The organism is Methanoregula sp. UBA64, assembly GCF_002502735.1.
Lineage (GTDB): Archaea > Halobacteriota > Methanomicrobia > Methanomicrobiales > Methanospirillaceae > Methanoregula.
In genome coordinates this window covers 145,992-172,168 of the sequence record NZ_DAQC01000001.1, presented here as the reverse complement: position 1 = coordinate 172,168, position 26,177 = coordinate 145,992, and the positions used below count along the sequence as shown (strand labels likewise).

26 protein-coding genes are annotated in these 26,177 nt (G+C 58.1%); 8 read left to right on the top strand and 18 right to left on the bottom strand.

All coding sequences use genetic code 11. The annotated features are described in order from the left end of the window. Positions 1 to 30: 30 nt before the first annotated feature. The 8 genes from coaBC to BP758_RS00755 form a co-directional block, all read right to left on the bottom strand. Positions 31 to 1,215: a bifunctional phosphopantothenoylcysteine decarboxylase/phosphopantothenate--cysteine ligase CoaBC gene (gene coaBC / locus BP758_RS00790; RefSeq protein WP_292367756.1), complete on the bottom strand. Its 1,185-nt coding sequence runs from the start codon at positions 1,213 to 1,215 to the stop codon at positions 31 to 33. Further along, positions 1,212 to 2,084 carry a class I SAM-dependent methyltransferase gene (locus BP758_RS00785; protein WP_292367754.1) on the bottom strand — a complete coding sequence of 291 codons (873 nt, stop codon included), beginning with the start codon at positions 2,082 to 2,084 and terminating at the stop codon, positions 1,212 to 1,214. The genes coaBC and BP758_RS00785 overlap by 4 nt, the downstream gene beginning before the upstream one ends. A 19-nt stretch (positions 2,085 to 2,103) precedes the next feature. Further along, positions 2,104 to 3,147, bottom strand: a complete 1,044-nt coding sequence (locus tag BP758_RS00780; RefSeq protein ID WP_292367752.1) for a 60S ribosomal export protein NMD3 — start codon at positions 3,145 to 3,147, stop codon at positions 2,104 to 2,106. Beyond that, entirely contained in the window at positions 3,144 to 3,437 is a 294-nt protein-coding gene (locus tag BP758_RS00775; protein ID WP_292367751.1) for a DUF424 domain-containing protein, read from the bottom strand. Before BP758_RS00775 ends, BP758_RS00780 begins: the two co-directional genes overlap by 4 nt. Positions 3,438 to 3,500: 63 nt before the next feature. After that, complete coding sequence (locus BP758_RS00770) at positions 3,501 to 4,328, bottom strand: TatD family hydrolase (protein WP_292367749.1); 828 nt, start codon at positions 4,326 to 4,328, stop codon at positions 3,501 to 3,503. Next, positions 4,300 to 4,650, bottom strand: a complete 351-nt coding sequence (locus tag BP758_RS00765) for a dihydroneopterin aldolase family protein (RefSeq protein ID WP_292367747.1) — start codon at positions 4,648 to 4,650, stop codon at positions 4,300 to 4,302. The genes BP758_RS00770 and BP758_RS00765 overlap by 29 nt, the downstream gene beginning before the upstream one ends. A 33-nt stretch (positions 4,651 to 4,683) precedes the next feature. After that, on the bottom strand, positions 4,684 to 6,801 hold the full coding sequence (locus BP758_RS00760; protein ID WP_292367745.1) for a minichromosome maintenance protein MCM: 2,118 nt from the start codon (positions 6,799 to 6,801) through the stop codon (positions 4,684 to 4,686). 7 nt (positions 6,802 to 6,808) lie between these two features. Beyond that, on the bottom strand, positions 6,809 to 7,777 hold the full coding sequence (locus BP758_RS00755; RefSeq protein ID WP_292367743.1) for a replication factor C small subunit: 969 nt from the start codon (positions 7,775 to 7,777) through the stop codon (positions 6,809 to 6,811). Between the two features lie 159 nt (positions 7,778 to 7,936). Here BP758_RS00755 and BP758_RS00750 point away from each other — a divergent pair, with 159 nt between their 5' ends. The 5 genes from BP758_RS00750 to BP758_RS00730 all read left to right on the top strand — a co-directional run bounded on the left by BP758_RS00750 (position 7,937) and on the right by BP758_RS00730 (position 13,804). After that, positions 7,937 to 8,953 (top strand): DUF3821 domain-containing protein, encoded by a 1,017-nt coding sequence (locus BP758_RS00750; RefSeq protein ID WP_292367741.1) that lies wholly within the window; start codon positions 7,937 to 7,939, stop codon positions 8,951 to 8,953. 27 nt (positions 8,954 to 8,980) lie between these two features. Continuing rightward, on the top strand, positions 8,981 to 9,490 hold the full coding sequence (locus BP758_RS00745; protein ID WP_292367739.1) for a hypothetical protein: 510 nt from the start codon (positions 8,981 to 8,983) through the stop codon (positions 9,488 to 9,490). A gap of 71 nt (positions 9,491 to 9,561) precedes the next feature. Further along, positions 9,562 to 10,341, top strand: coding sequence for a hypothetical protein (locus tag BP758_RS00740; RefSeq protein WP_292367737.1), 780 nt, complete (start codon positions 9,562 to 9,564; stop codon positions 10,339 to 10,341). Beyond that, entirely contained in the window at positions 10,338 to 11,105 is a 768-nt protein-coding gene (locus BP758_RS00735) for a metallophosphoesterase (RefSeq protein WP_292367735.1), read from the top strand. Before BP758_RS00740 ends, BP758_RS00735 begins: the two co-directional genes overlap by 4 nt. 2 nt (positions 11,106 to 11,107) lie before the next feature. Continuing rightward, positions 11,108 to 13,804 carry a DEAD/DEAH box helicase gene (locus BP758_RS00730; RefSeq protein WP_292367733.1) on the top strand — a complete coding sequence of 899 codons (2,697 nt, stop codon included), beginning with the start codon at positions 11,108 to 11,110 and terminating at the stop codon, positions 13,802 to 13,804. A 110-nt stretch (positions 13,805 to 13,914) separates the two neighbouring features. Here BP758_RS00730 and BP758_RS00725 read toward each other — a convergent pair whose 3' ends face one another. Beyond that, entirely contained in the window at positions 13,915 to 14,469 is a 555-nt protein-coding gene (locus BP758_RS00725; RefSeq protein WP_292367731.1) for a TATA-box-binding protein, read from the bottom strand. Between the two features lie 132 nt (positions 14,470 to 14,601). Here BP758_RS00725 and BP758_RS00720 point away from each other — a divergent pair, with 132 nt between their 5' ends. Continuing rightward, a complete protein-coding gene (locus BP758_RS00720; RefSeq protein WP_292367729.1) occupies positions 14,602 to 16,269 on the top strand; it encodes an AMP-binding protein in 1,668 nt (555 codons plus the stop codon). A gap of 1,348 nt (positions 16,270 to 17,617) precedes the next feature. Here BP758_RS00720 and BP758_RS00715 read toward each other — a convergent pair. The 4 genes from BP758_RS00715 to BP758_RS00700 all read right to left on the bottom strand — a co-directional run bounded on the left by BP758_RS00715 (position 17,618) and on the right by BP758_RS00700 (position 19,441). Further along, positions 17,618 to 17,884, bottom strand: a complete 267-nt coding sequence (locus BP758_RS00715) for a type II toxin-antitoxin system RelE family toxin (protein ID WP_292367727.1) — start codon at positions 17,882 to 17,884, stop codon at positions 17,618 to 17,620. A 10-nt stretch (positions 17,885 to 17,894) separates the two neighbouring features. Beyond that, positions 17,895 to 18,068 (bottom strand): type II toxin-antitoxin system Phd/YefM family antitoxin, encoded by a 174-nt coding sequence (locus BP758_RS00710; RefSeq protein WP_292367725.1) that lies wholly within the window; start codon positions 18,066 to 18,068, stop codon positions 17,895 to 17,897. Positions 18,069 to 18,359: 291 nt separating this feature from the next. Further along, positions 18,360 to 18,812: a DUF5814 domain-containing protein gene (locus BP758_RS00705; RefSeq protein ID WP_292367723.1), complete on the bottom strand. Its 453-nt coding sequence runs from the start codon at positions 18,810 to 18,812 to the stop codon at positions 18,360 to 18,362. Beyond that, the gene (locus BP758_RS00700; RefSeq protein WP_292367721.1) at positions 18,809 to 19,441 is read right to left on the bottom strand and encodes a DUF2150 family protein; all 633 of its coding nucleotides are present in this window, start codon (positions 19,439 to 19,441) and stop codon (positions 18,809 to 18,811) included. The genes BP758_RS00705 and BP758_RS00700 overlap by 4 nt, the downstream gene beginning before the upstream one ends. Before the next feature lie 146 nt (positions 19,442 to 19,587). On the opposite strand from BP758_RS00700, the gene BP758_RS00695 reads away from it, so the two are divergent. Together BP758_RS00695 and thiI are read left to right on the top strand one after the other, a co-directional pair. Next, positions 19,588 to 20,016 (top strand): hypothetical protein, encoded by a 429-nt coding sequence (locus BP758_RS00695; protein ID WP_292367719.1) that lies wholly within the window; start codon positions 19,588 to 19,590, stop codon positions 20,014 to 20,016. A gap of 75 nt (positions 20,017 to 20,091) precedes the next feature. Further along, positions 20,092 to 21,288 carry a tRNA uracil 4-sulfurtransferase ThiI gene (gene thiI, locus BP758_RS00690; RefSeq protein ID WP_292367717.1) on the top strand — a complete coding sequence of 399 codons (1,197 nt, stop codon included), beginning with the start codon at positions 20,092 to 20,094 and terminating at the stop codon, positions 21,286 to 21,288. A 14-nt stretch (positions 21,289 to 21,302) separates the two neighbouring features. On the opposite strand, the gene pap is transcribed toward thiI, so the two are convergent. The 5 genes from pap to BP758_RS00665 form a co-directional block, all read right to left on the bottom strand. Beyond that, positions 21,303 to 22,835 carry a polyphosphate:AMP phosphotransferase gene (gene pap, locus BP758_RS00685; protein WP_292367715.1) on the bottom strand — a complete coding sequence of 511 codons (1,533 nt, stop codon included), beginning with the start codon at positions 22,833 to 22,835 and terminating at the stop codon, positions 21,303 to 21,305. A gap of 199 nt (positions 22,836 to 23,034) precedes the next feature. Continuing rightward, the gene (locus BP758_RS00680) at positions 23,035 to 23,268 is read right to left on the bottom strand and encodes a helix-turn-helix transcriptional regulator (RefSeq protein WP_292367713.1); all 234 of its coding nucleotides are present in this window, start codon (positions 23,266 to 23,268) and stop codon (positions 23,035 to 23,037) included. Positions 23,269 to 23,277: 9 nt separating this feature from the next. After that, positions 23,278 to 23,856: a DUF2178 domain-containing protein gene (locus BP758_RS00675; RefSeq protein WP_292367711.1), complete on the bottom strand. Its 579-nt coding sequence runs from the start codon at positions 23,854 to 23,856 to the stop codon at positions 23,278 to 23,280. After that, positions 23,853 to 25,115 (bottom strand): hypothetical protein, encoded by a 1,263-nt coding sequence (locus tag BP758_RS00670; RefSeq protein ID WP_292367710.1) that lies wholly within the window; start codon positions 25,113 to 25,115, stop codon positions 23,853 to 23,855. The genes BP758_RS00675 and BP758_RS00670 overlap by 4 nt, the downstream gene beginning before the upstream one ends. A gap of 78 nt (positions 25,116 to 25,193) precedes the next feature. Further along, the gene (locus BP758_RS00665) at positions 25,194 to 26,090 is read right to left on the bottom strand and encodes a hypothetical protein (protein ID WP_292367708.1); all 897 of its coding nucleotides are present in this window, start codon (positions 26,088 to 26,090) and stop codon (positions 25,194 to 25,196) included. Between the last annotated feature and the right edge of the window lie 87 nt (positions 26,091 to 26,177).

Genomic DNA, 26,177 nt, shown 5'->3' with positions numbered 1-26,177 from the left:
CTGTTTAGTACTGTATGCCCTCCGGGTCTATTAGGAATTGTGTTTGCGTGGTTTTTTCGGGGTACCAAAACCGGCAAGGAGCTCCTGCCAGAGTGCGGACGCGATCTCCTCTTTTGTCCCGGCCACCGGTTTTCCGGCCTTATCTTTCGCGGTCACGATCCGGTAGGAGCCGTCGGGCGTGCCCATGCTCTCGGGCGTATTGGTCATCACCATCCATGCCCCGCGGCCGATCAGGGCCTGTGCCTCGGGGAGGGGTTTTCTCCCGATCTTAAAGGCGATCACCCGGGTCTCCTTGTGCCTGAGGACGCTGTCGAGGAGTTTCGGGAGCGGGGAGAGATCGATGGTGGCCGGTCTCCCGCTCGGGATCTTCCCGGCGATCTTTTTTGGGGCAAAATCAGAAACGGCCGCCGCGCTGATGTAAACGTCAGGGGCCGCTTTCTTCAGGTACGCGCTTACCGCCCGGGACATATCGGCAGCGGTCTCGATCCCGATATTTTCCACGAGGGGGATCTTCCCGTTGTGGATAATGGTAACATCGGCACCGAGCCGGTACGCTTCGAGCGCGATCTCCTGCCCCATCTGCCCGCCCGACCGTGTAGTAAGCACCCGCACATCGTCCACCGGTTCCCGGCAGGGGCCGCTTGTAATAAGCACCCGCTTTCCCGCAAGGGGTTTACCCATGACCGCCCGCTCGCACATGAGGACGATCTCGTCGGTCGTGGCGATCTTTGCCTTCTCCTCTTCGATCCGGGGTTCGGCAACCTCCACCCCCCACGATTTGAGGGTTTTGATATTTTTGATAACCGCCGGGTGGCGATACATGCTGTGGTGCATGGCCGGGACAACGATCACCGGAATCCCGCTCCCAAGCGCCGTTGTCGCGCAGGTCGTGACCGGGGTATCGTCGATCCCGCAGGCTATCTTTCCTATCGTGTTTGCCGTGCAGGGGGCAACAAGAAGGAGCGCGGCGCTCCCCCCGTCGCCGCAGAGGGTCACGTGCTCCACGAGGCCCGAGAGCCGGGTGATGGTCTCGTTCCCGCTCGCGTACGTGAGCGCATCGGGGTGGACGATCCCCTGCGCCGCCGCGCTCATGACCGGCCGGACCGTGGCGCCTTTCCTCCGGAGCGCATGGACAAGTTTTACGGTCTCCACCGCCGCGATGCTCCCCGTAACACCGATCACGATCTCTTTTTTTGCAAGGGTCTGGACTGTCATGCGAGCGTCACGTCCTGCACGACATGCCATGCGTGCGGGCGGTATTTCTTAACCTTATGTACCTGGATGCTAAAAGAAAAACCTGCGCCTCTCAGGGCTTCCCCGATCTTTGCCGACTGTTCCCCGATGCTGTGGACATGGAGGACGCTGCCCGCGCGGACATGGGAGAAGACGGACGGGAGCATCTCCACGGCATCGAAATGTCCCATCACCACCCGGTCGTATTCACCGGTAAGGAGGTTCCGGCAGTCCCCGCAGGACGCCTCCACCCGATCCCCAAGGTTGTTTGCGGCAATATTTCGTTTCAGGTACCCGAACGCAACAGGATTGATCTCCATTGCATGGACAACGGCGCCGCTTCCTGCCACCGGGACCGTGAAGTAGCCGATACCGGCAAACATGTCGGCAACCCGCTCGTTTTTTTCCGATACGAGCCGGGCCATCCTCATCTTCTCTTCCCGGTTCCCCTGCGAGAACATGACTTTCTGCGGGTCGAGGTAATAGGTGTACCCGCTCTCGCGGTGACAGACCTCCCCGCATTCTCCCCACAGGATCTCGGTCCTAGGGGTCCGGGTTACATCCGCGAGCGCCTCGATCCAGACCACCCCGCGCGGGTGGCGGAACCCCACGATCTCGTCTACCGCACCGGGATTCGGCCGGGGGCCGTGGACGACCGCGACATCGCCGAGCATGAAATACCCCGGGCCCCCGTACCGGTGCCGGTCCGGGATCTCGCGTTCGAAAGAAAAACCCTCGCGCACGGGCACCCACGCGGTATCTCCCTTAACGTATGGCCGCCGGTCCGGGTCCACCCATTCCTCGTCCCGCACGGCGTAAAGGGCCGCTTTTTTTATGGCACGGACCCGCATCCCGTTTGCTCCCGGGGAGTTATCGAACGACCACGAGCGCGTCGCCGTCGCGGAGCACGCGGACGTTCTCGCCGGCGCTTATTCCCTGCCAGGCCTTGTTCTGGCACTCCTTGGTCTCCCCGGTCAGCGGGTCGAGGATGCCCATCATTCCCCCGGAGATATACGCGACGAGCGCCGTTTCCGCGTCCCGGGCATTGCCGATCTTCTTTTGGATCTCCTCTTCCTTTATCGCCCGGCTCCTGCCTTCAGAGAGATCGAAGACCCGGACGTTCCGCTGGTCCACCTGCTCGACCTCGACGTACCCGCGCCGGACTTTTACCACATCGTGGCGCCGGTATTTCGGGAGCCGGACAAGATAGGTGATCCGGAAGAGCTGGCGCCCGTTCTTTTCGCCGACCAGTTTCGGGTGGGTGGTGTACCGCCCGCCCAGCTGCGCCGTGATCCCCTGCACGATCATAATGCCGATGTGCTGGGAGCCGAGCGTGATATCGAGGCCGTCCTTGTTCTCGGTCATGTCCGAGATAAACGAGAGGCGCTCGCCGCCGGCCTGGAGCGAGTCCTCGATCTGGGTTGCAATCGCTGCTGCGGTCTGCATCTCGAACGGGCTTAAGGTCCGTTCCTCTGCCCGGACCTGCACGATCCCCTCGTAGTAGCTGCCGGTGATCCGGTTGCAGCGGTCGCACTGCTCCTTGTGCCAGACAAGGTCCACCAGACAGGTCTTTTCCACGGCCTGGCCGTAGAGCGTGCCGGTGATCGTCAGCCGGGCCCGGGAGCGGTTGGGGCTGATATCCCGGATCTCGACACCGATGGCCCTTTTTTTGACATCGTCGTGGAAATGCACGGCCTTTCGTGCAAGATCGGGAGCGAGCTCCTCTTTTTCAAGATTCGTGTCCGTCCAGGTGTTTACCTGCTTTGTCGCCCCGCAGCCCGGGCAGTGGGTGCTTATCATCCGGGCATCGCAGACCGCCCAGGGCGTCTCTGCCACCCGGCAGCTGTTGCAGAGCCCGTCCGATTCCGATGGCCTGCCGCATTTCGGGCAGAACCGGTCCGTAATTGATGTCATAACGAGTAGATCTGGGCGTGCGGGATCTCGCCGATCATGATGCAGTCGGCCCGGGTAATAAGCCCCAGTTTTATTGCAATGGAAACGGCACGCTCCCCCATGAGGTTGATATTGCCCCCGGCCCGCAGGGCTTCTGTCACGGCAGCCTCGTCTGCGGGGGTTGAGCCGTAGAATCCTTCGGATACCATAACCGAGAGCTCCCCGTGCTTTATCGTGGTATTGAGCAGTTCGCGGTCGCAGACCGCGACCACGTCGCCGGCTCCCGGCGACCGGTGGATTTTTAAGTACATTACCTACTCTCTTGTGCGGGGCACCAGATAAAAGATGGGAAGCGGGATGAAAAAAACGGACCGTTACAGCGAGATCTTCACGCCGTAGACTTTCTCCACGGTATCGCCGTGGATCCGGTAACAGTCCTCGTCCGTGATCTCGCCGGCCTCGAAAAGTTTCTTTGTGATCCGGGGAACGGACTTCGGGCCCGTGACCGCGCCGGGCCGGGAATTCTCGTCCATGAAATCGCTCTCCATGGTAAACGGCCGGCGCTCCTTTGCCATGAGCGGCACGGATTCGTGCCGGGCAACGAGCGACGGGTGGAGCGGGGTGTCCGGTGACCCGTAGTGTTTGACGACCCGGCCCGGGTTCATCCCGACGGACTCTGCCATCGCCACCACATCGTCGCACGGCCCGCTCTCCGCATGGATCTGGAGGGCGCACCGGCACCCGGCGGCAAGTTCGAGCGCATGGACAAGGACCTCGTTTGATGCCGCAAATATCTCCGGAGAAACCTCGTAGTGGGGCCGCCCGCTCTTGAGTGCAACCGCCCTGCCGTCCATCACGTACTCCGCGGCGCAGTCGAGCCCCTCTTTCATCACCCGTGCGGCATCCGATAAGGGCATCCGTTCCGAGAGCCGGGTGATCTCGGCCGGGTGGACGCCGAGGATGGGAAAGACCACAAGACCCGTCTCGCGGATGGACTCGGCGACGCGGAGCGTCTCGTCAAAGGCCTTCCGGTAATCGTTTCCGCAGACAGGCTCTATCCCGAAGGACCACGACGGTTTCGAGACAAGGAACATATGCGTCCCGCCCGCGTGCAGGAAATCCTTTGCCGCCTCCACTCCCCGCCCGTTTACCGGATCGAAGTGGATATGATCGTCAGTGATCGGAAAAAGGCGCGATCTCATGGCACTCAGCGATTTTCATTAACGGGTACCCCGTTTCCGGGGAAAGAACGGCCCGGCAGTAAGAAAAACCCACCCGGGTCACGATCTCCACATCAAACATTAGTCCGGAGAGTTCGCTGTACCCGAATACATTCTTTTTCATTAGGGACCGGTCCAGCCTTACCGTGATCTCCTCGACAAAGGGCTGGAGGATCACGGCTTTTTCAATGGCCGATTCCACGCTTGCCGCAGATTCCTGCGAGATAGGCGTTCCCACCCACTGGTGGTAGAGCGCCCCGAGTTTGATCCCGGCCTCGAATATTGCCTGTTCGCGATCGCTCATTTTTTCATTTCCCCGTGCCGGTTCCATCTTCGTTCACCCTGAGATCAACTGGATAATTCCCTGCTTTGGCTCCATGGCCTCGCCGTGCCGGAGCAGCATGTCGATGCCCTCGCGCACCTTGTCGCGCGCAAAGCCCTTGGCCGTTACCGACTCGATCACCTGTTCGATGGCAGCGCGCCGGCCTTCGCCGCCGATATCGCGGATTGCGTCCTTGATGAACCGGACGAGATCCCGTTTCTCTTTCGAGATACCGGTCGCCACCTTGTCGATATCGAAGTTCCCGGTCTTTGCATCGTAGGCTATCTGGCGCAGGCACGCGTCCACGATATGGATCACCCGCTCGGCATCGGATGCCTCGATCTTGTCCGAGAGCCGGATCCGGGCGCTCGCCTCCGCAAGCCGGACAAGCGCTTCGAGCTGCCGGGCCGTGACCGGGACCGGCTTGTTTGGCTCGGCTATCCCCCTGAGCTTGAGATAGTAACCCACGAGCGCTTCCTTTGCTTCAGTAGAGAGGATGGGAAAACAGGTGCGCTTGGAGTAGGCAACGTACTTCCGGAACAGGGACGGTTCGATATCCGGCATGACCGGCTTGAGCTGCTCGTTGATAAACTCCTGTGTGACACCGGGAATAGGGGTCTTCTTGTGCTGGGCGATCAGCTCCCCGACCCCGTGGGTCTTTACGATGTGCTCGGCAATTGCAAGGTCGCGTTTCTGCTCGGGCTGGTCGGTCATGATAAAGATCAGGTCGAACCGCGAGAGCAGGGACGGGGGCATGTTGATCTGGTCGGAGATGTCGCCGTACATGTCGAACCTCCCGTACTTCGGATTTGCCGCCCCGAGAAGCGCGCACCGGGACTTGAGGGTTGCCGTGATGCCGGCCTTTGCAACGCTGATGGTCTGCTGTTCCATTGCCTCGTGGAGCGCTGAACGGTCTTCTTTCTGCATCTTGTCCATCTCATCGACTGCGGCGACACCCATATCGGCGAGCACAAGCGCACCGGCTTCAAGGGTCCAGCGCCCTTCCCCGAATTCGTCTTTTACTGCGGTTGCCGTGAGACCGGCCGATGTCGAGGACTGGCCGCTCGTGTAGATCGCACGCGGCGAGCACTTCACGATGTAGCGCAGCAGCTGGCTCTTTGCAATACCCGGGTCGCCGATAAGGAGCACATGGATATCGCCGCGCAGGTGGCTGCCGTCAGGCATCTCTTTTGCAATCCCGCCAAAGAGCTGGAGGGTGATCGCCTCCTTGACATCCTCGTTCCCGTAGATAGTCGGGGCAATCGAGTGGGTGCACATCCGGTAGATCATCGGGTCGCAGGAGAGTTTTTTGATCTCGTCCTCTGCTGCTTCGTCGATCTCGACCTCCTCGAACTCTTTTTCCGCGATCTCGATCGAGTTGCATTCCAGGAAGATATCGAAGACCGTGTGCTTCTCGCCCTTGACCACCCGCTGCATGGAGCGGAGGATCCCGTTTATTACCACCCGGTCGCCCGGGGATACCATGCCGGTGAGGTCGTCGGTCACATCGATATCGAGCGTCTGGGGCTGTTCGCCACCCCGCAACCCTTCAGGTGATTCCTGCACCCGGAGTTTCTGGGAATCGACAAACGTGGATCGCTTGGGGATCAGTTCCACTTTCTTAAACGTGCACCCGTCCGTTGCACAGCCGTCGGGCTCGATGAACTTCCCGTACTTCTGGGTCTTTTTGGTGAAGTGGCCGGCAGGGCACTTGAAAACCGCTTCCACGATCCGGGGCCGGACCTCCGTTGTCTTCCGCAGGATCCCCTCGACCGAGATGAATTTGTTGATATCGTCGGAACGGATCTCCCGTATCGCGGTCTTTTTCGGGAGGTTCGTGAACCGGATATTGATGCCTTTTGGCTCTTTGCCGTCTTTTGTATGGACCAGCTGGTTGTTTTTTATCGCATCCCAGACATCTTCGAGCACTTTACCGGGGTTATCCAGAAGCTCGTCTGCGAGCGTGATACCGGCCTTGCCAAACCTCTCCACCTGGCGGTAATCGATAGCAAGGGAGCGCTTGTGCGGGTACAGGCGCGAGAGCTCGCCGAGCTCTTTTTTGTACCGGCTTTTGAGGAACTTTCCCCAGTCCTCGGCCCGGTCGCCCTCGTGCAGTTCGGGTGCCTGATCCATTCCTGGTTCACCGCTTTCCCGAGCTTGCAAGCACGAACCGGGCGATCAGCGCTTCCATCTGGATCTCGCTTGACGCCCCTTCGGAAAGCCGGAAGTCCGTCTCGCCCAGTGCATCGATCAGTTCCACTTTTAATGCCCGGTCCATCTCCATTTTTGTGAGCGCCCGGTAGCACTGGTTGATGAGCTCGTTTGGCGCAATCCCGCGCTCGCGGAGGAGCTGGGAAAGGAGGGATTCGGCTCCTTCGAAATCCCCGGCAAGCGAGACCCGGAGGAGCTCTGCGATCTCTTCGGGGCGGGCGTTACTCGTGATCGCATAGACCATCGGGGCCTCGATCTTTGTGCTCATGATCGCTGCGCCCTGGAGCGCGTTTATTGCCTTGCGCATGTCGCCCTGCGCAATGTAGACCATCGCGTCCAGTGCTTCGGGGGTCACGGTCAGGCCCTCCTTAGCCGCGATCCGTCCGATCTCTGTTTTTACGGCTTCTGCCCCCAGCGGGCGGAACCGGTAGATCGCGCACCTGCTCTGGATCGGGTCGATGATTTTAGAGGAATAATTGCACGAGAGGATAAACCGGCAGGTCTTGGCATAGCTCTCCATGGTCCTCCTGAGCGCGGCCTGCGCATCGGTGGTGAGCGCATCGGCTTCGTCTAAAAAGAGTATCTTGAAGTCCGCCTCTTCGGCAGGCCGGGTGCGGGCGAATTCCTTTATCTGGTTACGCACGACATCGATCCCGCGTTCGTCCGAAGCATTGAGTTCCCGGAAGTTCATCTGCCACGAACGCCCGAAAAATTCCCGGGCGAGCGTGACTGCGGCGGTGGTCTTACCCACGCCGGCGCTTCCGGTAAAGAGGAGGTGGGGGAGGTTGCCGGATTTGACATAGGACGAGAGCCGTTCGACGATCTCGTCCTGGCCTACGATATCTGCCAGTTTTGCCGGCCGGTATTTCTCAATCCAGATGGTATGGGTCTCGTCCATGCTTTATCGCTCCCGGATCCCGAGTACTGATCCGTTTATGCATTAGAAAGTATTGTTCTTTTGTCTCTTCCCCAAACCCGCCGTATGCTTACCGGGAAAACGTGCAGGTGCCACCAGAATGTCATAATGTTTATCATAAGTGTTTTGAAAGTATTCTCCATGAAAATGAACCGACTGGTTCCAGTCCTGTTTCTCCTGCTGGTAATTATCGCAGGCCTCCCGGCATCGGCAAGCCTTTCCAAGGTCGCCGCCGGGGCGCCGGTCTTTATCGGCGAACGCAACATCGATATCTCGTCAGGATTAAACGGCCATTCCGTGATTGCCTGGTGGCCGGAAGGATCGGACCGGAGCGGCGACCCGGCAAAAACGGTCACCATTCCTGCGGGCTCTGAATTTTCGTTCACCCTGGACCCCGCCGTTTTTACCGGGTATACCGGCACCTGGTACACCCACGACACCAAGCCGGATATCCCGGTCTTTGTCCTGTACCAGCCCCAGTATACGCTCTCTGTCTGGGACGTGGACACAAACAAGGATATCACCGGCCAGTCCGTCCCGATGTCCGCCAATATCACCTACCGGATCGACACGAACCTGTATATGGCGCTCGATTATGCAAAACGCCCCAACTATAATCCCTCCGACGGGTTCTATACCGTGAAACTGAAATCCCCCACCGGGGCAAACATCCCCCAGATCTATACCGGGAACGTAGGCGCATCCACCACCCAGATCCTCAAGTTCGACAGCTCGCCGTTTATCAAAACGCCCACGTATACCTGGGCAAACGGGCCGGCATGGGACCGGAATGCACTGAATCCGGATAGCAGCACGGTTTACCAGACCGGCACCTACACCTTTGTCGCCACCCAGGACCTCAACCACATGAGCGAGAGTTACAGCGGAACGGCTTCGATCGGAACGGTAACAAGCGGCGATAAGACCATAACGTTCATCGCCGATGCCTTTACCACGTCCCCGACCGTCCTTCCCTCGCTGACCGCACCGCAGGGAACAAATACCGCAGCTGCCACGACCGCATCGCCGCAGCAGACGGTATCGAAGCCCGCGGCAACCGTCCCGGTAAAGACCACGTTTACCCCGCTGCCGGCCGGGCTCGCCCTTGCCGGCCTCGGGATCGCGGCGGTCGCACTGCTGGCAAGACGGAAGTATTAATCCTCACTTCCACCCTTTTTTGTACTCATGAGTGAAAAGACGGACAAGAGCCGGGATGCCGACAGGAAAAAGACGGGCATCTCCAAAACAACGTTGATCGTTATAGGTATTGTCATCGTTATTGCAATCGCTGCGGTTGCAGGGTTTGTGTTCTTAAAAAACGGCGCGGCCCCCGCGGGTGCTTCGGATTCGTTCACGAAAGCCGGCGCACTGTACTCGCAGAGCGTTGATCTCGCAAACGCCGGGAAGTACCAGGAAGCGCTCGACAAGGCCGATGCGGCCCTTGTATATAATGTCAGTTCCCTTAACCCCTTAATCCAGTCGAACCGTGCAGGGATCCTCGTGATGCTCGGCCGAAACAACGAGGCCGTCGCGGCCGCGGATGTTGCGATCAATGCGCCCGGGAACCTGACCACCCTGCGTTCCATTGCATACTACAACAAGGGTAACGCCCTTACCGCACTCAACCGGACCGCAGAGGCCAATGCCGCCTATGCCAATGCAACGGCACTCGACCCGGCGCTCAAACACCCGTAACCTTTTTTTTTCTTCTCAAAAATCGGCATATTATCAATGCCTATACCTTGAATACCTCTCTTTGGCAAGTATTGATCACAACCATGGAAGGTGCAGCGCGGGTCTTTGCCGGCGAATTGATGGAGTCGACGCTCTCGGTCCCGGACGGGAACGGGAGCCCGGCCCGGGTCGTGACCCCGGGCGGGGCCTGGTGCCGGCTCGTGTACCTCTGCGGAGCGCTCACCGAGGTCACGGAATCGGCCGACGTGCTGTACTGCCGGCTTGGCGATCCCACCGGGGCCTTTACGCTTGTCTCCGGCGGGAGAACAGCGGCCCTGGCAGAACAGATCCGTGCGCTCCCGGTCCCTTCCTTTATCGCGGTCACGGGAACGGCCATGCTCGTAAAAAAGAACGGCGGGTGCGAGGTGGTTATCCGGCCGGAACATATCGCAGCAACCGACCGGGCAGGGCGGGACCGCTGGATCGTAACCACGGCCGACATGACGACCTCGCGCCTTGGCCTGCTGCTCGATGCAATCGGGAAACAGACCCCGGACGAACAGGCTGGGACCGTGATCCGTCACTATTGCCTTACCCGGGAACGCCTCCGGGAGATGGCCCGGTCGGTCGAGGGCGCCCTTGACGGAGTCCGCGCCGCACCGCCCGCACAGGAAGCACCGGCCGATATCTCCGGGCTCATTATGGCAATTGTTAAGGAAAAGAGCGGGCCGCGCGGAGTATCGGTGGACGAGGTTGTTGCGGAAGCCGGGGCGCAAGGCTGCACGAAAGAAGCCGTGATCGCCGCGATCCGGACGCTTGTCGAGAACGACGACTGTTACCAGCCCCAGAAAGGGTACGTAAAACCATTATGAGAATGGAGTTTGTAAAAGACGGCCCGGCGCTTTTGATCGAGAATGACGAGCGCCTGCTCGTGGTCGCCGACCTCCATTTCGGGATCGAGGCTGACCTTGCCGCACACGGGATGCATTTTAAGAGCCACAGTACGGAGCGCCTCGAACGGCTCCAGAAAACAATCGACGCTGCCCGCCCGGACCGGCTCGTCCTCCTTGGCGATGTCAAGCACAGCATCCCGTCCCTTACCCGGCAGGAGTGGGCGGAGATCCCGGGGATCCTCGCTGCGATCCGAAAGCGCATTCCCTTCATCATCTTCCCGGGAAACCACGACATCGGCATCGAACGGTTTTTAAAAGAGGGGGAACTCCAGCCCAAGGAGGGGGGTGTTGTCGACGGCGTTGCGTACCTCCACGGGCACACGTACCCGTCGCCGTCCCTTGCCGGCCACCTCATCGTCACCGGCCACCACCACCCGCAGGTCAGTATCCGGGACGAGGTGGGCTGCGCCTTCCAGGCACCTGCCTACCTGCGGGTACCCATCAACGAGGCGGCGCTCGGGCTCGCACAATCCGGGGACAATGCCCCCCCGGCCCGGGCCCTTTTCGTTCCCGCATTCAACGAACTGGCCGGCTACGATCTGGCAAAGATCGCCCGGGACCCGTTCTCGCCGATCTCGCGCTGCATGAAACCGGAGGGTGCCGAGGTGATCCTTGCGGACGGGACATACCTTGGCCCGCTCGGGCTGCTGCTGGACGATGAAGATGACGGGGAGGAGCGCTGACCATGGTGGCAGAACAGCTCGACCCCCGGGTCCGGGCCTGCATCAAAAAACGGGGATTTACTCGGCTCTCCCCGGCACAGGAGCAGGCGATCCCGATTGTCCTTGCAAAAAAGAACCTGGTCCTCATCGCCCCGACCGGCACCGGCAAGACCGAGAGCGCGATGTTTCCGGTCTTCGATGCGCTCCTTAAAATGCCGGCGGGCGGCGGTTTCAAGGCGCTCTACATCACGCCCTTGCGCTCGCTTAACCGGGACATCCTTTCAAGGATGGAGTGGTGGTGCCACGAGCTTGGCCTCACGGTCGGGGTCCGGCACGGGGACACGCCCATGGCCGAGCGCAGGAAACAGGCGCTCTCGCCGCCGGACCTCCTCATCACGACCCCGGAAACGCTCCAGGCACTCTTCATGGGGAAACGTCTTAAGAAACATCTCGAACACGTGCAGTTCGTGATCGTGGACGAGATCCACGAGATGGCGGCCAGCAAGCGCGGGGCGCAGCTCGCGGTTGCGCTCGAACGCCTTGCGGAATATGCCGGGGAGTTCCAGCGCATCGGGCTTTCCGCAACAGTCGGGAACCCGGAGACGATCGCCACCTTCCTCTGCGGGGCCCGGCCCTGCGGGATCGTGCAGGTGCCGGTGGCAAAGCAGCTCGCGATCACGGTCACCTTTGTCGGCGACAACTTCAAACACCAGGTACAGGCGCTCGACCGGCTGCTCAAAAACGAGGGATCTACGCTCGTCTTTGTCAACACCCGGGTGACCGCCGAGGCTCTGGGCCATGCGCTCTACTCACGGGGTGACGTGGAAGTGCACCACGGCTCGCTCTCAAAAGAGATCCGGATCGATGCCGAGGAGCGGTTCAAGAAGGGCGAGATAAAGACCCTCATCTGCACCTCGTCCATGGAGCTCGGGATCGATATCGGCCGGGTGGACCACGTGATCCAGTTCGGTTCCCCGCGCGAAGTAGCGCGGCTGGTGCAACGGGTCGGCCGGGCCGGCCACCAGCTCAACACCATCTCGCGGGGCACGATCCTCGCCACCGGCTTTGACGATCTTTTAGAATCGCTCGTGATTGCCCGGCGGGCAAAGGCAAACGAGATCGAACCGGTGGTCCCGGACACGAACGCTGCCGATGTGCTCGCAAACCAGGTTGCCGCCATTGCCGTGGAGTACGGCGAGATCGATCGTTCGCGTGTCCGGACGATTGTGGAACGTTCGTCGCTCTTTTTTGAGTGCGGGAAGCTCCTTGACGATGTCTGCGCCCAGCTCGAAGAGCACCGGGTGATCCGGATAGACGGCAGCCGGATCGTCACGACCGCACGGGCCCGGCGCTACCTCTCGGGAAACCTCTCGATGATCCACGACGAGCGCAAGATCCCGATCTTCGACATGGTCTCGCGCCGGACGGTCGGGACGCTCGACGAGTCTTTCGTGGTGGGCTGGGTGCACACCGGCGCGGTCTTCATCACCAAGGGCCAGCTCTGGCGCGTGCTCGACATCGATGACGGCCGGCTCACGGTCGAACCGGCGAAAAAAGCGATCGGCGAACTTCCCTCGTGGGAAGGCGAGCAGATCCCGGTGCCCTTTGCCGTTGCCCGCGAGGTCGGCGCGATCCGGCGCGAGCGCACTACGGACAAATATACTGCGGAAAAGGAGAGCATCGCGTTTGCCACCCACATCCTCTCGGAGATGGAGAAGAACCGGTGCAAAATCCCGACCGACCGGCTCATCACCTTCGAGAACATCGACGACGGCGTTGTCTGCAATGTCTGTGCCGGCCACAAGTCAAACGAGGCGCTGGGCCGAGTGCTCTCGATCCTTATCTCCGCCCGGTTCGGGACAACGGTCGGGATCGAGCTCGACGCGTACCGGATCCTGCTGCGCCTCCCCTCCGCAGTCCGGGCGGCAGATGTCCGCGATTTCCTCCTCTCGCTCGAACCCGCCCACATGCCGGGCATCTTAAAACTCGCGCTCAAGCGGACCGCGCTTTTCAAGTGGAAACTCGTGCAGATCGCAAAGAAGTTCGGGGCGATCGATCCGGATGCGGACTACGAGAAGATCAGCATCCAGCGCCTGCTCGATTATTTCGACAACACGGTCGTCCAGCAGGAGGCCTACCGCGAGCTCTTGTCCGGCTACATGGATATCGATGCCGCAGCAGGGATCGTGGGGATGGTAAAGGCAAAGGAGATCGAGCTTGCCATCGGCCCGCATTCGATCATCGGCGCGGACGGCATCCTCTCGTCGCGCGATCAGATCCCGCCGCCCACCGCAGACCAGGCCGTGATCGCCACCTTAAAACGCCGGCTCGAACAGGACGAGGTCGTCCTTGCCTGCATGAACTGCCGGGACTGGAAAAGCAAAACGGTCGTCTCCCGGGTGCCCGAGCAGCCGCAGTGCCCGAAGTGCGGGGCCCGATTGATTGCCGCCTTAAAGCCGTACGAGGCGGATGCATACGATACCGTAATCCGGAAAAAGAAAAAGACCGGGGAGGAACGCGCCCTCGAACAGCGCCTCCTGCGGAACGCAAACATCGTGCTTTCGAGCGGGAAAAAGGCGGTTGTCGCGCTTTCCGCCCGGGGCGTAGGGCCCGAAAACGCCTCGCGGATCCTTGCCACGCTCTCGGACGGCGATGCATTCTACCGCGAGATCCTGAAAGCCGAGCGCACGTTCATCCAGACGCACCGGTACTGGGCATAACGCGGGACGGTCCGGGATACTTTTCCTGCAAACCGGTGGTCCTCACGGCCGCTTTTTTTAAAAATGTACAAAAAAGTATGCGATGCTGGTACGATACCTGCATCCGGAATTTACATTATGCTTTCGAGTTTCTGTTCGAGGAAATCGAGCCCCTTCTTGATATCGTCCAGGTTCTTGCCACCCGTGAGGATGATCTTACCCGACGAGAAGAGGAGGGCAACGATCTTCGGGTCCTTGATGCGGTATACAAGGCCCGGGAACTGCTCGGGCTCGTACTCGATATTTTCCAGGTTGAGCGTGACAACGACCTTGTTGAGATTGATATATTTCCCGATATCGTAGGAGCAGACGATGTTTGTCACGGCAACGCGGGGCTTGTCCAGCGTCTCGACACCGGCTTCCTTTAATGACTTGATGATGATCGCAAGGCCGTCCTTTAACGCCTTGTCGTCGCGGATACCGGTCAGCACTACCTTCCCTGAGGAAAAGATCAGGGAGGCAATCTTCGGGTTCTCGATACGGTAGACCGCACCCGGGAACCTTTTTGTGTTGAGCTCGCAGCTCTTGATCTTGCTGGAGACCATATTTAAATCAATAGACTCGGCGATCACTCCCGAGGCTACGACATTTTCAATCTTCAGTGAATCGTACCGTTTGTCAGCCATCTCTATACTATGCAGTGTATCGAATCATAATACTAATGGAGAATCTTTATGTTTGTTCCCGGATCTCTGACGGGCGCCACGGGAAACGGACAACATTAAAAGGATATACCGATCAATACTCCGGCTGATCCTATGGGTGAAGAGCAGCACAATATTGAGGATTACGAACGGACAAAAGCGGATTTTACGATCGAGGTTCCCGAATATTTCAACTTCGGGTACGATGTCGTCGATGCCTGGGCAAAAAAGGACCGCAACAAGCTCGCGATGATCTGGACCAGCCAGCAGGGAGAGGAGAAGAAGTTCAGCTTCCTTGACATGGCCAACCTCTCCAACCAGGCTGCAAACGTACTCTTAAAATACAGTATCAACAAGGGCGATCGGGTACTCATCATGCTGCCCCGGATCCCCGAGTGGTGGATCTTTGTCGTGGGTCTCATCAAGCTCGGCGCGGTCTTCTGCCCCTGCCCGAGCATGCTCACCCCGAGGGACATCAAATACCGCATCAACAAGGGCGGGTTTAAGATGGTTATTACCAATCTGGAAAACTCGTCAAAGATCGATGAGATCTGCAACGAGTGCCCCACGCTCTCCACCCGGTTCGTGGTTGACGGCGAAATCGACGGCTGGGCAAGCTGGCCGTACGAACTGCTCTACCCGGCGCCGGTCTCCCACAAGTCGGTAAGCATCCCCGACGAACAGCGGACCAAAAGTACCGACCCGATTCTCATCTATTTCACGTCAGGGACGGCCGCAGAGCCAAAGATGGTGCTCCACAACCACGCCCACCCGCTCGGCCAGATCGTTACCGCCCGGTTCTGGCAGGATCTCAAATCAAACGACCTGCACTTCACGGTCACCGATACCGGCTGGGCCAAGTGCGGCTGGGGGAAGATCTTTGGCCAGTGGATCGAAGGGGCCTGCCTCTTTGTGTACAATTTCCACGGGAAGTTCAATGCAACCGAGCTGCTCCCGCTTCTGGAGAAGTACCAGGTCACCACGTTCTGCTGCCCGCCCACGATCTACCGGATGCTGATCCTCGCGGACCTAAAACGCTTCGATCTCTCGTCGCTGCGCCACTGCACGAGCGCCGGCGAACCGCTCAACCCGGAAGTGATCCGGGTCTGGAAGGAGGGAACAGGACTTACCATCCGCGAAGGTTACGGCCAGAGCGAGACCTGCTGCTGCGTTGCATCGTTCCCCTGCCTTGAATCCCGGCCCGGCTCGATGGGCAAGCCCTCGCCCGGCTGGAACGTGGAGCTCCACGATGAGAACGGGAAGCCGGTCGGGATCCGGGAAGAAGGAAGGATCGCGATCTCTGTTACGCCCCCGCCGCCGGGACTTATCGTGGAGTACGTGGACAATCCCGAGGAGAACGCAAAGTCGTTTGTGAACGGCTGGTATTATACAGGCGACAAGGCGTACCGGGACGAGGACGGGTTCTTCTGGTTCATCGGCCGTGACGATGACGTGATCAAATCGTCCGGCTACCGGATCGGGCCGTTCGAGGTCGAGAGCGCACTCATCGAGCACCCGGCCGTGCAGGAAGCGGCAGTGGTCGGGGCACCGGACCGGCTCCGCGGCCTGATCGTGAAGGCATACGTGGTGCTCAACAAGGAGTACACGCCTTCCGATGCGCTGGTTAAAGAGATCAAATCCTATGTGAAACGGACCACGGCGCCGTACAAGTACCCGCGGGCAATCGAGTTTGTTGCCGAACTCCCCAAGACCCATTCCGGCAAAATCCGGCGCGCCGAGCTCCGCGAGCGCGAGCTGCGGAAGTACCGGGAACTTAAGTAAGCCCGGGATCGGATCTTTTTTTTTACGGGGACTAAAAAAGCCACCGACCGGGTTTACCCGGGTTTCTGCTCTGGAGAAATCATTTCCGCTCTACCAAACAACATTTGAGAAGGTGACACCCTCACAAAATAAAAATTTTCATGCTGTTTTTGTGCACGGCCGTGCCACGGGGCGAGCCCCGATGAGGCAGCGAGCGCCCGTGGAATCCTCACAATAAAAATAGAGGAGTCCGATTAAGGATTTCTACAGAGCCGGATTTTTCTTTTTTCCGGTACCGGGGGCGATATGAAAAGACCACCAGCCGGTTTCACCCCTTTTTTACCACCTGTCTCAAATTTCACGTCTGAGAAATCCCCAAATCCGTCCGGCGCATATAGCCGCGTTCTTTTGGCCGATCCCAGGGTCGCACGGGCAATTGTATGTGGCAAAAATCATCCCTGTTGCAGGCCCATGGTGACCCGTTATCGGGCATCGAAAGCGGGCGTATTTCGGCAAACGGGGCTCAATTTAAGACGGTTTTCCACGCGAACCGCATCGGGGCGAGTTGCGGGGGTTTCCGGGAAGGTGGAGGATCAGGAAACGGGAATCCGGGGCCGATTTGGGCTTGGTTTTACTTAGGGGATCGTATCTCCCGGGGCTAGATCGGTAAAGTGAGTGGAGATCCTGCAATCGGACCTGCCCTTTTCCGGGCGCGAAATGAACCCGGATTACCTGTTTTTTTCGGACGGGAGGTAATAATTCGCGAAAAAAGGGTAATAATTCGGGGTCCGGACCGCATTTTTACCTCGTAAAGAGAGAGGTAACAGATAGCAGCGTTATTTTGGCCGTATTTTTTTAAAATGTGCCAGCGGACGCAGATCGTACAGAACGAAGATAGGGAGCTTTTAAAGGGCACCCGAGAAGATCCTGCTTTTTCTGACGTAAGTCTGTGGAGTTCGGGAAAGGGTCCGGGACGTACAAAATACTATAGGATCTCCCGGGCTGTTGCAAGAGGGCGTCTCCGTCGGAGGTGAGGGGGGCTTTTTTTACCCGGCTGATCGGCCCGGGTGTAAAAAAGTGCACAAAACCGGTGCAGTTTTACACAAAATTTCCGGATTTAGCGGCATTGTCCCCGGATTGCCGGATTTCCGGGTAAATCGGGCTTTCCTGAAACGCTAATGTACGCTTTTGGGAGGCGGATCTCTGTCCGGATCATACTATGGCACAGCAAAATGAAAAGAAGGCCTGTCTTTCGTGACCGGTTTTGGGGCTCCCTCATACAGGTCACCTGATCCGTGACAGGTTCGTTACCCGTGACAGGTAAGATGTGGAAGAAAACACAGAGGAAAATGCACTATATACCGGGGGGTTATACTCCCCGGTATGCCACGCTCCTGTGTCGGATATATTGCACGATTACTTCACGGGACTCGTGCAACACCCGGTAGATAACCCGGTATTCCCCGACCCGGATCCGGTACAGCGAATCCGCACCGGCCAGTTTGATCGCATCGTGCGGTAGCGGGTTTATTGAAAGATTTTCCACGTGCTCAAAAATATTCGGCAGCAGGTCTTTTGGAATTTTCCGGCAGTCTTTCTCCACGCTGTTTTTAAAAGAGAGCGTGTATGGACTCATTAATCCCCGCTCACATCACACGTTTTTTTAATTCGGCAAGGCTGATGGTTCCTTCATCCCGCCGTTCAGCCACCATGGCAAGATCGTGAAGATCCTCTTTCATGTGCTCGTATTCGGTGAGCGGGAGGATGATGGCAACCTTGTTTCCGTTCTCATCAGTGACGTATTGCCCGGCAGAGCTCATGGGAATTCCCTGTACCCTGTTGTTTCCCGGTCATGATATAACCGATTTCCCATGGAGGGTGCGGGACCGGATCGCGCCTGCCAGATAATTCAGTCCCCAGACTTCTCCTACGAACGCCCCCTAGCGAGACGGGTGTAGCTGTGCCACCCGTCGAGCGCGAGGGGGTCGGGGGGCGAGTGCTCGCTCTTGTTACATAAACGAGGATATGCGAGGGGAAAACTCCAAAACGAATTCGATTTACAACGAAAAATTTAGTAAAAATTAAAATCCCGAAGAAAAGTTACGGCCCCTTTACCGCTCAATCAGCCGGATATGCTCCACGGTCTTTTTCTCCAGTCCGCCCTCGCCCTGGAGCCGGGAAACATCCGCGATTGCTTCGAGCACATGCACGGACTCTTCCAGGAACGAGAGGATGTCCGCGGGAAACACTTCGATCCCGTACTCGTCCGAAAGATAGGCTGCAATCTGGCGGTGGTCGAGCCCGTTCTCGCGCAGCTCGATCACTTTTTTGGCAAACTTCTTCTCGGGGCAGCCGCATAACGGAGAGTTCTTGCACTTGCAGCGCAGGAAATCGTCGAAGAACCGGAGGAGCTGGTCGCGGATGGCAAAATCGAGCGCATCATAATTGAATCGGGAGGTGATGGTCTCGAGCATCACCGGGGAAAAGGCGAACTCGGGGACCCGGTAGCCACAAAGCCGTTCGATCTTTTTAGCGTGGCGGAACCGGGCCCGGTCTGCGATCACTCGTCTTCTCCGGTAGACTCGTCAAACTTCTCAAGCGAATCCATTGCCTCGTGCATCCGCTCGCATTCGATGAGCCACTCGTCAAAGAGGGTCGGGTTTTCGAGATCGTCTTTCACGTACTTCCCGCAGCAGGCAGCGCCGTCGATCACTGCAGCGCCGATGTTCGAGGCAATATCGAGCGCCTGCTCCATGTCCTTCTCGATGACCTCGCGGCCCTTTTTCACCTGCGTCTTGATGTCCTTGTCGAATTCCCCGTCAAGGTAGCGCCGGCAGGACGCAAAGAGGGCGAGTTTGGGGAGCTGCAAAATCTCGACGATCTCTTCGAGATCGCCCGCAGGTGCGGCGGCCATGACAATCGCCTCGACCTGCGCGAGCTTGTCAAGAGACTCTTCTTTTGAGAACCTCTTGTTCTGATAGAGTTTTACGATCTTGAGCACCGCAAGCGTGATGTCCACCGAGAAACTGTCCAGCACCCGGAATCCTTCGGGCATCTCGTCGCTTTTCGGGTCGGCCTCGAAACTTGCCTCGCTCAGAGACTTTAACCAGTTGTCCCAGCGTTCCTGGTTATAGAAGATGTAGAAGAGTTTCATCGGCTCTTCTTCAACTTTTTTGCTCGCCTTTTTCGCCATTTCATTACACTATTCTCTCTCCTGATTAAAGGATTTCGTTATTACGGGGAGAACAAAGGAGGGCTGGCCGTTATTTTGGATCCGGACCGGTACCAAAAAGCAGCCTGGTACATCCTTATACCGTACCAGCGACAAAAAAGAGGTACATGAAACTGCTGCCCGTTTTTCTTTTGGTCCTCGTATCCGCAGCATGTGCAGGCTGCACCGCGCCGGACACGGCACCGCCTGCCGCAACCGCGGTCCCCAACCTTACCGGCACCTGGAACGGTTCGCTTGCGGGATATATCGAAGGCATCGGGTACATCGCCGCCAACAATACCATCTCCCTGAACATCACCACCCAGCAGGGCCGGATCTTTGACGGCGCGATCTCTGTGGTGGAGACAAACGGCAGCGTCTCGGTCCGGCATATCGCGGGCGTCATCGGCCGCGACGGGAAGCATGTTACGGTCGTGCAGTCCGACACCGGGTACGATTTTGGCACGATTGTCTCCGGCAACGAGCTCGAGTTCGTCTATGTCAGCGATGAAAAACCGGCAAAAGTCGTGATCGATTCGTTTGTGCGGAGCGCTTAAAAGAGCGCCATAACTATCCGAGCCGCCACCGCCAACGGTTATCACCCTTGACCGAGAAAGTATCCGGGTACATCCATGGCAGCAGAAACCAGCGGGACAAAGACCATCGTGATGGTCCGGTACGGCGAGCTCTTCTTAAAGAGCGATCCGGTAAAATACCATTTCATCGGCCTGCTGCTCAGGAATATCCGGCAGGCGCTCAAATCTGCCGGCATCGACTCGCGATCCGAGAGCCCCCGGGGCCGGATCTTCCTCTTTACCGACCGGCCGGACGAGGCCGCACGGATCGTCTCACGGGTTTTTGGCGTTGTGGACACGAGCATCTGCACGCTTGTTGCAGCCGAACCGGACGCGGTCCGGGATGCGGCTCTTGCCTTGGCAAAAAAGCATCTCCAACCGCCCTGCACGTTTGCGGTCCGGGCAAAACGGCAGTACAAGACCGGCATGAACAGCCAGGAGCTCGGCGAGTACGTGGGCTCGGCCATCTACGATGCGGTCCCCGGCCTGACCGTCGACCTCACGAACCCGGAGTACGAGATCTTTGTCGAGATGCGCGAGTGCGGCGGGATAGTGTACGACGAACGGTTCCCGGGCCAGGGCGGGCTCCCCTGGGGGTCCCAGGGAAAAGCGCTCGCGCTCCTCTCTTCAGGGATCGATTCGCCGGTTGCCGCATGGCTTGCCATGAAACGCGGCTGCGAAGTTTCGTTTGTCCATGTTGACGGCGGCCGCTGGGCGGGTGCCGATGTAAAGGCAACGGCAACAGAAAACCTCTGCCGGCTCTCGCTCTGGTGCCCGCAGGAGCCCGTGTCCATGACGATTGTAAACGCCGAGGCATTCTATGACGCCATGCAGCAGGAGAAGATCCCGCCCCGGCTCCGCTGTGTCCTTTGCAAGCGCTTCATGATCCGGCTTGCCGCCCGGCTCGCGTTAAACGATGGCGCAGCCGCGATCCTCACGGGCGAGAACCTCGGGCAGGTCGCGTCCCAGACGCTCGCTAACCTCGCGGTGATCTCCGATGTCACGCCCGTCCCGGTGCTCCGGCCGCTCATCACGTACGACAAGGCCGAGACCGTGGACCTCGCGAGAAAAATCGGAACGTTCCTTGGGAAACAGGGCGACCTTGCCTGCCGGGCTGTGCCGAAGATGCCGGCAACCGCGGCGACCGCAGAGGCCGTGCGCGAGGCCGAGGAAAAGCTGGACATCGCCGGCCTGCTCGATCAGGTGCTTGCCTCGGTTGAGTACGTGAACGCAGAGAACGGGAAGATCCTCTAAAAAGAATAAAAAAATTATTCCAGCAGGTCCCGGCAGTACGATGTGACCTTCTCGATGGTACGGATCCGGGCCGGCCACTTGTCTTCCGAGCCGATCACCGTCCAGGGGGCAATCTTCGTGCTGGTCCGGGCGAGCATCTCGTCGACTGCCTTGTCGTACAGGTCCCACTTCTCCCGGTTGCGCCAGTCCTCGTCGGTTATCTTCCACTGCTTTAAGGGATCGTCCTCCCGCTGCTCGAAGCGCCGGAGCTGCTCGTCTTTTGTGATCTCCAGCCAGAACTTGATGATCCCCCCGCCGCTCGAATAGACATAGTCCGCCTCCATCTCGTTTATCTCGCGGTAGGCCCGCTGCCATTCGTTCTTCGTGCAGAAGTTCTCCACGCGTTCCACGAGCACCCGGCCGTACCAGCTCCGGTCGAAGATCGCGATATGGCCGGCCTGCGGGAAATTCCGTACAAAGCGCCAGAGATAGTGGTGGCTCTTTTCCGTTGCACCGGGCGCGGACGTGGGGATCACATCGTACCCGCGCGGGTTCATGTACCGGGCAAGCCGGGTGATGTTGCCACCTTTTCCTGCCGCATCCCAGCCCTCGTACACGATGATGAGCGGGATTTTGCGCTTGAAAAGGAGACCCTGGACCCGGATCATCTCTTCCTGGAGGGCATCGAGGGCCGGCTGGCATTCCTCGCGGGTGCAGCTCTTCCCGTCTTTATAATTCCCGGCACTGCGTTTCACCGGCCGTTTCTCCGGGAGGAGCGGGTCGGGAAGTTTTGCCGGTTTTTCTCCCGATTTTACCAAAAGGGCCTTTTCGAGCGCAGCCTCAAGGGCCGTGTAGATCTTAAGCACGGCAAAGTTCTCGTCTGTTGCATCGAGCACGTGCCAGGGGGCGGATTTTGTATCGGTCTTTTCCAGGAAATGGTCGATCACGGGAAGCGAGAGCTCGTAGCTCTTGTGGATCTCCCAGAGCGCCGGGGTCACGAGCCATGCTTTTAAGGGGTCGTGCTCGCGGGCGATGAACCGCCGTTTCTGCTCCTCTTTTTCAATGTGCAAAAAGAACTTGACGATCACGGCGCCGTCATCGGAGAGCTGGCGTTCGAAGTTGTTGATGGCAATGGTCCTTCCTTTGAGCGATTTTGTCCAGCTCGCTTTCTGCATCTCGGCAGAGATCGCCCTGCTGTACCAGCTCCGTGCAAAGATTGCGATCCTCCCTTTCTGCGGGGTCCGTACCCAGAACCGCCACAGGAACGGCCGGACCCGTTCGTTGTCGGTAGGCTGCTCGATGGTGTGGAGGGTGAATCCCCGGGGGTCGAGCGAGTCTATTACCATCTTCGTGGACCGGGTGATCCCGGCCGCATCCCAGCCCTCCATCACGACAACGACCGGGATCCCCGCGTCGTGCAGGGAGCGCTGGAGGATCCCGAGACGCTCCTTTAACGGGGCGATCTTCTTCTCAAAGGTCTTTGTGTCGATCCGGTTCTTCGGGCTGATGACATTTTTGAGCATGGCACATTTCCCCCGCGGCCGGCGCCTTTGTGCTGGGGCCGGCATGATTTATGTTCACCTTTTCCCGTGCCTTGTGATAAAAGCAGTGGTGTTGAAAGTACTAAAAACAAAACAAATCATTTCCGATCTCCTGTCTGGTCTTTACGAACATATTTTACAAATGTTCAATAACGGCCCCCGGTTTTTTTTAAAGGTAAAGATACCTTTTCTTTCAATCAGACAATCCTGTCCCGGTTAGGTCGGATTAATCCTCTTCATCACGGTCTGCGGATGGCCCGTCCTTGTCTTCTTCATAGGTGAAAACATCGGTTATCCCAACACCGAAGACATGTGCGATACGGAACCCTAGCTTTATCGAAGGGCAGTACTTCCCTTTCTCCATGGAGATGATCGTATTCCGGGTCACTCCGACAAGCTCGGCGAGCTGCTCCTGCGTCATGTCCCGCTCTGCGCGGAGTACTTTGATCCGGTTTTTCATATCTGAAGTTCAGTACTTTTTGTTATAATACAGATAAAACGCACCGTATGTAACGAGCAGGGCGGCCAGCACACAACCGATAGTCATTCCAACCAGGCCCTTCTCTTCATTTTCCTGGAATGCCATATTCCTGAACTGGCTGTACTCCATTGCGTCAACCTCGTTCATGGAATTGATGTCCTTAATGGTGATGGTACGGATCATGTTTTCGGGTGTTTCCGGACTCCCGGGTTTATACAGGTGCATCACAAGGGAGGTGGTCCCGTTATCGTTGGTAAAGACGCTCCCCGTTATTTTCGGACTGAGCGTACTGCTGAAAACAAACGAAGAGAGAATGACGGCGGCAATGGCCCCTGCAATAACAATTATTTCAAGGGTCCGGAGTGCGGCAACCGAGCGGACCTTGTTCATCCGCTCGTCGCCCATCGCCTCTTGCACGTTCCGCCGGCAGGCAACAATGACAATAACCCCGAGCGGTATAGCGATGACCGGGACAAGGAAATTCCCGGCGGCTATCGACCACCCGATCATTGCCGCCACGAGGATGGAGACGGCGAGGGAGCAAGCAAGGTACGTGAAGCGCTTCATGATGAATTCCCGTAAACGGGGACCGCCCTTGCACTAAAGAGATCGCCGTACTTTCTGGTCATGGTCGTTGTGTCGAAATCATCGTTGCTGACATTTATCAGGTATACCCCGGGTGCGAACTTGTAGGTCGCAAGGTCAAACGACCAGAGGTTTTCCCCGCCGGTCCCGTTTACAACCAGGGTCCCTCCCGAGGCCCCCGAGAATACTCCGACCTCGGTTTCCGAAAAGGTTGCGTTCGGGCCGGTGTCCCGTGCGTTAACGGAGAAATTATACGAGCCGTTTTCAAAGGCAGCGGGATAGACATTCATCATAAGTCCCTGCCCAGCAGGAAGACTGGTGGTCCCGGTAATAACATAGACACCGTCTGCATGAAGGTCGGGAAGCGTGTCGATTGCAATGTAGTGCAGAGAACCCGGCGGTTTTCCGGTTGTGTTCCCTGATATGCCCGTGTTCAGGGGAACAGCGAAGTTCAGGCTCGTGGAAACAGCGCCCGTCGGTGAAGCATCCGCTGCCGGATTCCCGCTGATGACGATCTGGTACTGCCCCGGTCCCGGCGTACCGTTGTTGATTGCTATGGACCACCGGTTTACTCCCTCTGTTCCTTCAATGACAACAGTGGTTCCCTGTGATTCCCCGGGACTTGCGGCGGTTATGTTTGTCACGGTATGCAGGTCCCAGGCAATCGGGGTGGCCGGTGCAAGGCTGGTAATTCCGGTAATTATGAGGGTGTTTCCTGCCTGCATTAAAGGATTAGTCCTGATATAGGGCTGCACGACAGGACTTCGTTTATGGATTGCTTCCGGGCCGGCATTGTCATCCCCGAGGGTGAAACGCCCGGTTGCAATGGGCGCACCCTGTATCAGGGAATAATTACTGCCAGACGAATATGTGGCAACAGTGATCTGGTAGTCTGCCGGGGTGTGGCTGGAGAGGTCGAATTCGCTCCTCCAGCGGTTCCGCCCCCCGTCCGCCACCGGTATGATCGTGGCCTCGTCCCATGATGATGTCCCGCCGGTGCAGTTGCCCGGCAAGGGGCATGATGAGAGCGTGACAGACATATTGGCATACCAGGAGAGGGTGGTGGTCCCGGTCAGGATCAGCATGTTGTTTTCGTCCACGCTTGTATTGGTAACAGGATCTATGGTGGCAGATGGCGGCAGGAACGGGAAGGGATAGGTGCTCAGGCAGATGGAAACGAACATACCAAGGAGGATCAGTGCGGCGACGATTCCGGCGTACGTGAAATATTTCTTTTTCATAGGGGCCACATGCAAAATATATTGTGCATCCTGATAAATTTTTTTGGCTTTTTTACTCCCCTGCCTTTTTCCCGTCCCTTACGTTAGGGTAAAATGCGCCGAACCAAAGATCCCGGATTTCTGGCCGTTCTCGTTCATCGTCGAGACATTGACGATGTACTGCGTCTTTTCATAGCCTTCGGTATCTATGGCACAGGACCACGTGTTGGTGTTTCCCGTCCCCTTAATGACAAGAGTATCCCCGCTTATCCCTGATGGCGTGGCGGCTGAAGAGGCGGACCGTTTCACCGCATTTTCGAAATAGTCCGGATAGATCTCATAGATGATGAGTGTTCCTTCGCGAAGGGTTGTGGTGCCCGTTATTTGGATGACATCCCCCTGCGCATGATCGCCGATGGGCCGGAGGGTGATGGCCGGTGCACCGGAAGATCCGGCGGTTGCTCCGGAGTAATAGACGGGGGTATCGGTACCAAGGTATGTCCCGGTAAGGGAGAACTGTACGGATCCAGATATCCCGTTTTTCCCGGTTGTAACGGTCGTAGTATAGATCCCGGGCTTAAACCCGGTTGTATCGAATACGAACCTGAAATGGCCGGTCCCGTTCACACCGGGGAGGACCGGCTTGTTGGATATGCTCTTTTTCCCACCGGAATTCACCGTCCAACTGAGATATACCGGGGTCTTCTCCGGCAGGCTAGTTGTCCCGGAGATTACAAGGACATCCCCGATCTTTTTTTCACCGACAGGGTTGATGGCAATGAATGGACCGGACCGATCCTGCGTAGGGGATGCCGGGACGGTGGTGAGCGGACCCTTGGTTTTTCCGCTTATCGGGGTGACTGTGGGAGGTACAGATACCTGTCCGTTCTGCCCGGGAGACGAGGAATCCGTACAGCCTGCGATAAGTACGCCTGCAATGGCAAGGAGCAGGATCAAACTGATACACCCGATACCGGGATTCTGTTGCGGTTTCATGATCTTTTCTGAAAGAGGGTTGAGGGTACTTTCATCTTTTCAAGAGATGAGAGAAATCGGCAAATCTTTACCTTAGTGAGCGCTGAC